8 protein-coding genes are annotated in these 5,915 nt (G+C 36.9%); 1 reads left to right on the top strand and 7 read right to left on the bottom strand.

Going from position 1 to position 5,915, the window contains the following annotated elements:
* Positions 1–111 precede the first annotated feature (111 nt).
* Positions 112–1,074 carry a S8 family peptidase gene (locus tag V7266_RS26880; protein ID WP_335472282.1) on the bottom strand — a complete coding sequence of 321 codons (963 nt, stop codon included), beginning with the start codon at positions 1,072–1,074 and terminating at the stop codon, positions 112–114.
* 401 nt (positions 1,075–1,475) lie between these two features.
* Here V7266_RS26880 and V7266_RS26875 point away from each other — a divergent pair, with 401 nt between their 5' ends.
* Positions 1,476–1,658, top strand: a complete 183-nt coding sequence (locus tag V7266_RS26875; RefSeq protein WP_098527274.1) for a hypothetical protein — start codon at positions 1,476–1,478, stop codon at positions 1,656–1,658.
* Between the two features lie 129 nt (positions 1,659–1,787).
* On the opposite strand, the gene V7266_RS26870 is transcribed toward V7266_RS26875, so the two are convergent.
* The 6 genes from V7266_RS26870 to V7266_RS26840 form a co-directional block, all read right to left on the bottom strand.
* Entirely contained in the window at positions 1,788–2,597 is an 810-nt protein-coding gene (locus tag V7266_RS26870) for a hypothetical protein (protein ID WP_335472281.1), read from the bottom strand.
* Positions 2,598–2,661: 64 nt separating this feature from the next.
* On the bottom strand, positions 2,662–3,405 hold the full coding sequence (locus V7266_RS26865) for a DUF4386 domain-containing protein (RefSeq protein ID WP_335472280.1): 744 nt from the start codon (positions 3,403–3,405) through the stop codon (positions 2,662–2,664).
* Between the two features lie 58 nt (positions 3,406–3,463).
* Positions 3,464–3,688, bottom strand: a complete 225-nt coding sequence (locus V7266_RS26860; protein WP_335472279.1) for a helix-turn-helix transcriptional regulator — start codon at positions 3,686–3,688, stop codon at positions 3,464–3,466.
* Positions 3,689–3,690: 2 nt separating this feature from the next.
* Positions 3,691–4,137, bottom strand: a complete 447-nt coding sequence (locus V7266_RS26855; protein WP_335472278.1) for a hypothetical protein — start codon at positions 4,135–4,137, stop codon at positions 3,691–3,693.
* A 377-nt stretch (positions 4,138–4,514) separates the two neighbouring features.
* Positions 4,515–4,973, bottom strand: coding sequence for a DinB family protein (locus V7266_RS26845; RefSeq protein ID WP_335472277.1), 459 nt, complete (start codon positions 4,971–4,973; stop codon positions 4,515–4,517).
* Positions 4,974–5,012: 39 nt separating this feature from the next.
* Positions 5,013–5,477 carry a DUF3291 domain-containing protein gene (locus tag V7266_RS26840; RefSeq protein ID WP_335472276.1) on the bottom strand — a complete coding sequence of 155 codons (465 nt, stop codon included), beginning with the start codon at positions 5,475–5,477 and terminating at the stop codon, positions 5,013–5,015.
* Positions 5,478–5,915 lie beyond the last annotated feature (438 nt).

Raw genomic sequence — 5,915 nt, 5'->3', positions numbered from 1 at the left:
TAGCTGCCTAATCTACTTATATAAACGATAAATAGAAAAATGCTTAGAGGCTTTTATGCTCTAAGCATTTATTATAGTAGATCTACTATGATACTGTGTTTTTAACTCGGGTTAAATTTTTAACACTCCTGCTTTTAAATCTGTATTGAATACTTTAGTTAAATAATCCATTGCTGTCAGATACACCAGTCCATTCCCTTCTAATTTTGGAGAATGGCCGAGGGGCACCGTTCGCTTTATTAATTGCGCATAGAGTTCAGGCACGGTTAGCTCCCTCTCGAATGATTGGTTCGCAAGGACTTTAATAAGGGCTAATGCCCCAGACACATGTGGAGTCGCCATTGACGTTCCACTAAGCGTTGCATATTTTCCATTTAAATAAGTTGAGAGGATCGCTTCACCAGGAGCAACAAGATCTACTTCATTATTCGAATTTGTAAAATCAGAGATATTTCGGTCCAGGCCGATGGCTCCGACACTGATTACTTCATTATAAGAGCCAGGATAATCAAATTCATTAGTGGTGTCCCGGCCATCCCCTTCATTACCAGCAGCACACACCACAAGTATATTTTGTTCGACTGCCTTCTGAATGGCCTTGTGTAACTCTGGGACATCTTCAGGTCCGCCAAGGCTCATGGAAATAATGTCAACCTTTTGTTCAATCGCATAGTTAATTCCATTGATGATCCATTCATATTGACCAGAACCATTTTTATCGAGGACTTTGATAATTAATAGATTCGCTTTGGGAGCGACCCCGACAACCCCTTGTTGATTTTGCATCGCAGCCATCGTACCGGCCACATGAGTGCCATGTCCATTGTAATCTCGATAAACCTCTTGATTACCTTGATCATCTTTGGTGAAATTCCGGCCGCCAATAACCCGTTCCTTCAAGTCGGGATGTGACAGATCACAGCCGGTATCGAGGATAGCAATGGTCATGCCCTCTCCCTTCGTTTTTTCCCAGACTTTTGGGGCCTGAATCATTTCAACTCCTTTGGGCACCTCCGTTACTTCTTCAACCTTTGCAAGCAAATGGTACGGAAACAAACGTACTTTTCTTTCCATTTTATCCCTCCTGACTGATTTCATTGAAGTCGACCCGTGATGATAATAATAGTTTAACAACTCTGAATTTATTAAAACAGAGTCTTTTTACGTACATTTGTTCCCCTCCTTTTCTCACTTTTTATGTGAATTTATCTTCTATATATAGTTAAATAACAAAAAGGGACAGGTCGGAATTTTCGATTGATTTTAGATATTTTTCTACAATGGATCAGAGCAGCTAATGAATTACCGTCTTAATTTGTAAGAAAAAGAAAGAATTTTACTATTCCTTATAAAATATGGAGATTACTGTAGAAAAGTTTCTTACCATGATGGCAGGAAAAATGGGGCTCTTTACAAAATATTAAAGAAAACGGAGAACAGATATCTCACGAATAAGTTGAAAGGTGGTATGATCCATGAATGAACTAACCCTACAACAACTCGTCGAAGGTCTACCGAAGTCTTTATTAAATGCATCTGATCGAGATTTGGAAGGATTCCAAAAAATCATTGAAGAAACGATAAAATTAAGAGAAGGCCATCGGAACCTACAAAAAATGGTGAAAAACTTCTCACTCTCGACAATTCAGCGAACATAAAACTGAATGAAAAAAGAAAATGGAAGGTGAATTGCCTTCTTTTTTTTACCAATAAATACTGGTAATGATTACCTCTATGTAAAAAAAGCTGGTGCTTAGGAACAGCACCAACTCCTTTTCTACTATTTTTTATTGTATCTTTTCACATTCCGCTAATAATTTTTCCATCGTTTCGATTAATGAGAACGTTTCATTCCACGAGTTTTCTGTATTTATATCTTGAGAATGAGCCAAATTATTCCGAAGTTCTTCTAATCTTTTAAAGAACTCCTTCCCTTTTGTTTTAGTTTCAATCCCCAACTTTTCTCTTAAAGGAGATTCATTTAGGACAATGTCTCTTTTATCACAAATCTGCAAGCAATCACTTAATTGAATCGCTTCATTCTTTGATTTCCGAAGAGAATATAGATCCTCCGCAAATTGAATCCGCTTTGGATTTAAATGTTTTTTCCAGGTATCACCAGGAAAATAATCATTGATAATTCGGTATAGATGCATTTCTATTAGGGAAATCAATCCAAAAAATAACATTCGAATCGGCGGCTTCTGGAGATCGGCTAGGGTAACCACTTTTGTGATCCTGTTTCCTTCCAGGATAAAAATTCGGTCTATCTCTTGAAAAATAAAGAGTGTTTGTAACAAAGACGTTGATTCGGAGACAAGTTCAATCGGATTAAAGCTCCGGTAATAGTCTTTACAGATCCCTTCCTTTAATTCATCTCTTACCACATAACCCATGACAATTCCGTTATCTTCCACACCGAGAACATCATAGTCCTTCGTTTCCATCATGGTTTTGATCTGGTTAGCATCATCATGAAGATGACAAGTATCCATTGATTCTGCAATACTGTTTACGGTGATATTTTGCTCGTATAAGGACCTGAGACTTTGATACGAACTCACTTTATCGCGCTGCTGTGCTGGAATGACTGGCAAATAAATCCCCTCCGAGTAACTCACTTAGACAATCCTATTATAACTCTAATTCACCGAATTGATTTTAAAAATCCATATTCCTTTGGTGTGTGATCATGTCTCCGCTCATCCTTTTTTCAGACAAAGAAGCTAGTGCAGATTCATTGAATCCTTTTACAATGAGCCAAATTGCTAATACCATTTCATTAGCCGCTACTGGCAGCGACAAAATGGCTCCCCAAACAGAAACTTGTTGAATAACACCGAACATTTCTAACAAGGCGGCACAAAATACAAGAGTTGCCCCTGTCATTCCCAAGATCGGGATAAACCTTGGCAGGAGCTTAGATTTATAAAATATATAACTGTACATCATCGTACTGATCCCCAGCATGAAATTAGGACCAAGCAAAAATGTCCAGTCATGAATGGCTTTTAATAAAATACCTGAAGTTTGAAAAGAGGCCGTATCCGGTGCCCCCGCTGTGGCGAATTCCCGGCTTAAGGTTAATAAGGAAAGGACACTGATGACACCAACCGTAATGATAATGGCTTCAAGAAACCTGAAACATACGTGCCATAGCGCAATCGTTTCATTGTACTTTCTTAAAATTGGAAACATAGTGGTTGCGGTACCCACTGCTGAAATGACAAGAATTAACTCCATAATAGCTCCCAGGATTACTTGGTTCGCATGTTCGGAACCTTTAATCAGGTAATCTGGACCTTTTAGGATAGGATTGTATAAAATAAGACCTGCTACTGCCGTAACGGCCGCAAGAATAAACAGTACCCCTACAATTTTTGCTGCTTTTTTGTTTGAATTCATTTTCTTATCCCCTTTTTTAATAAATTCAAAGATAGTTAAGCAAAAACAAACATCATCCTTATAGTTTTTGATTGTCTCCATAGAAGAATACCTCTTCTAATGGTAAGTTAAAAGCAAGAGCAATGCGAAAAGCAAGTTCTAGAGATGGGGAGTAGTTTCCCTTTTCGAGTGCCACGATGGTTTGTCTGGTTACGCCTACCTTGTCAGCCAATTGCTGCTGTGTCATTTCGTTAAGCTCGAATCGTAATCTTCTAATATGATTGCCGACAAGATTTTTGCCCATAATTAGACTCCTTTCCGATAGTGATAAAGTTTTGTAACGGATCCGGTCACATCAGAAATGAATCCCGAAATAATCAGGATGATGAACATAGCCTGTGAAGGCTGAAAGATGACCAGCGATCCCATTGCAAGAAGAAAGCCGATGATAAACACAAAATAAGAATTTCGATTCGCTTTCAAGTCAATTAACTTATCCAATTCATCCGCAAATGCGGGTTCCTTTTCCCCAGTCGTTATTCTAAAGACGATGTTAAAAACAATGCTAATAATGATGTGTGCGACTATGGAAAACAATAGAAGAGTGAGAACGAATGAACCCCAATAGCGAAAGGTTTCTAGTGACTTCAGCCCACCGTTGGGATGCAGTGGGTACTTGTAAAAGCAATAAATTCCGAAAATGAGGATGGCACTGATCAACGATACGATGCTTTTCTTTTCTTGATAGGTCATGGTTTCCCCCCGTGTATTTCTGTTTTACATTTGGTAAAGTATGTTATACATAATGTAACGTAAACTTTACATGAAGTAAAGTGTAATATACAAAAAATATCCATAAATTTCTAAATTGTTAACGAACAGGAATTTTTGGAAGTCAACATAGGCTATTCAGCTCAAAGATGCTGCAAATCGAAATTCGTTTGAAAAGACGGTTGATCAGAATTGTATTTTAAGTCTTGGAGTGTATATTATCAAAATTTTCCAATACAAAGAGCACCTATCCACTTTTGAATTGGAGATAGATGCCCTCGTTAAGAAGTTGAAGAATATAAAATTATCTAATCTAAGCATAGAATCGGAGAAAAATAGTTTAATAGCATGACTATTTATTAGGGATTATTTTTTATAAGGATTTGGTTATTAATATGATGTTCCATATGTTTAAGATAATCTTTTATGAGCCACTCTAAAGTTTTTTGTTTATTATATCCTATGTCACAAAGATTAATTAATCTTTCTTTCGGAATATTCGATATAATATTTAAGATCTGCTTATTTAATGCTGTAAAAAGGTCTAGGATCTCATCAAGTGGTCTATCTTGATAATTCTGAAGTAATACCCATTGGTCTTGACTATATGTTTGGATAACATATGGTTGTTCCTCGTACTGTATCTTTATAAACCTATCTATATTATTTATTGCAGAGTCACATAGATGTCCTAGTATCTCTTTTTTGGACCATTTGTGCGGTAGTGGCCGATTTGAAATTTCTTTTTTTGTCATTAGGTTGAACTCACCCGATAAACAGCCAATCCAATAATTGATACCATTTATTACATTTTCCATTGATAGCCCCCTAGTTTTTCTTAACCATTCTATACTCGACTACTGAATCAAGAACGTCTCCCCATTTTCATCAAATACACGCTTAAAATCAAATGCAAACGGAGTGGATCCATGTTGAATATAATAGTTATATCTCTTGAATGCCTCCTCCCAAGAAACATCCTTCACACTCTCAGTCCACCACACTACATATGAAAGGTGTTTCTCCTGATAAGGCTCCACCCATCTGCTTCTATTTCGCAACGCTTGGCTATGTTTCCCTGAATAGGTGAAACGATATAATGATTCAAGGCTTTTCCATACCGTTAGAGTCAGAACCGGGTAACCTTTCCCTTTTGCTTCATTAGGGATAAGCACTCCATCTGATGAAAACTCCTCTATAAGTTGTCCTGATACAGATGCCTGACGCATTACTTTATATCCCATTTCAAAAAATGCACGGGATTCAGGGTGGTCATAGGGATAATTCAGCCTACCGACAGTATAGATTGAAACGTGTGCCATATAAACCCTCCATTTATCGTTTTTCCCTAGGTATATTCAATTAAAAGTTGAAAATTCCTACTTACTCAAACCTGCCTTAAGCACCATCTTTCATCATGCTAAAAAAAATGGATGAAACCATTTAGATTCCACCCTTCATCCACAAACTATAATATTTCCGTTTAATTCATTATATTTATTCATGGTTAAACTCCAGCAAAACTATATTTTCAAGCTAATTTGTTCTTATCGAAAAAAATATGGAAGATAAATTAAACATAACACCATTTAGTGTTACAATAACAAATGACACTAAATGGTGTTATGATCTGACTTCTTTAGGAGGCAATTGGAATGGACAAGCAAGGTCAAGAAATGTTTTTAAATTTTATTTTACAGAGAGTACAAGAAGGTAAAGAGGAAGAGGCAAAAGAAATACTTACCACAAACTTCAGAAAA

Source organism: Neobacillus drentensis (assembly GCF_036965645.1).
In the GTDB taxonomy this organism is placed as follows: domain Bacteria; phylum Bacillota; class Bacilli; order Bacillales; family Cytobacillaceae; genus Neobacillus; species Neobacillus drentensis_D.
Note: the sequence above shows the minus strand (reverse complement) of the source record. Positions and strands in the feature narration are given on the sequence as shown.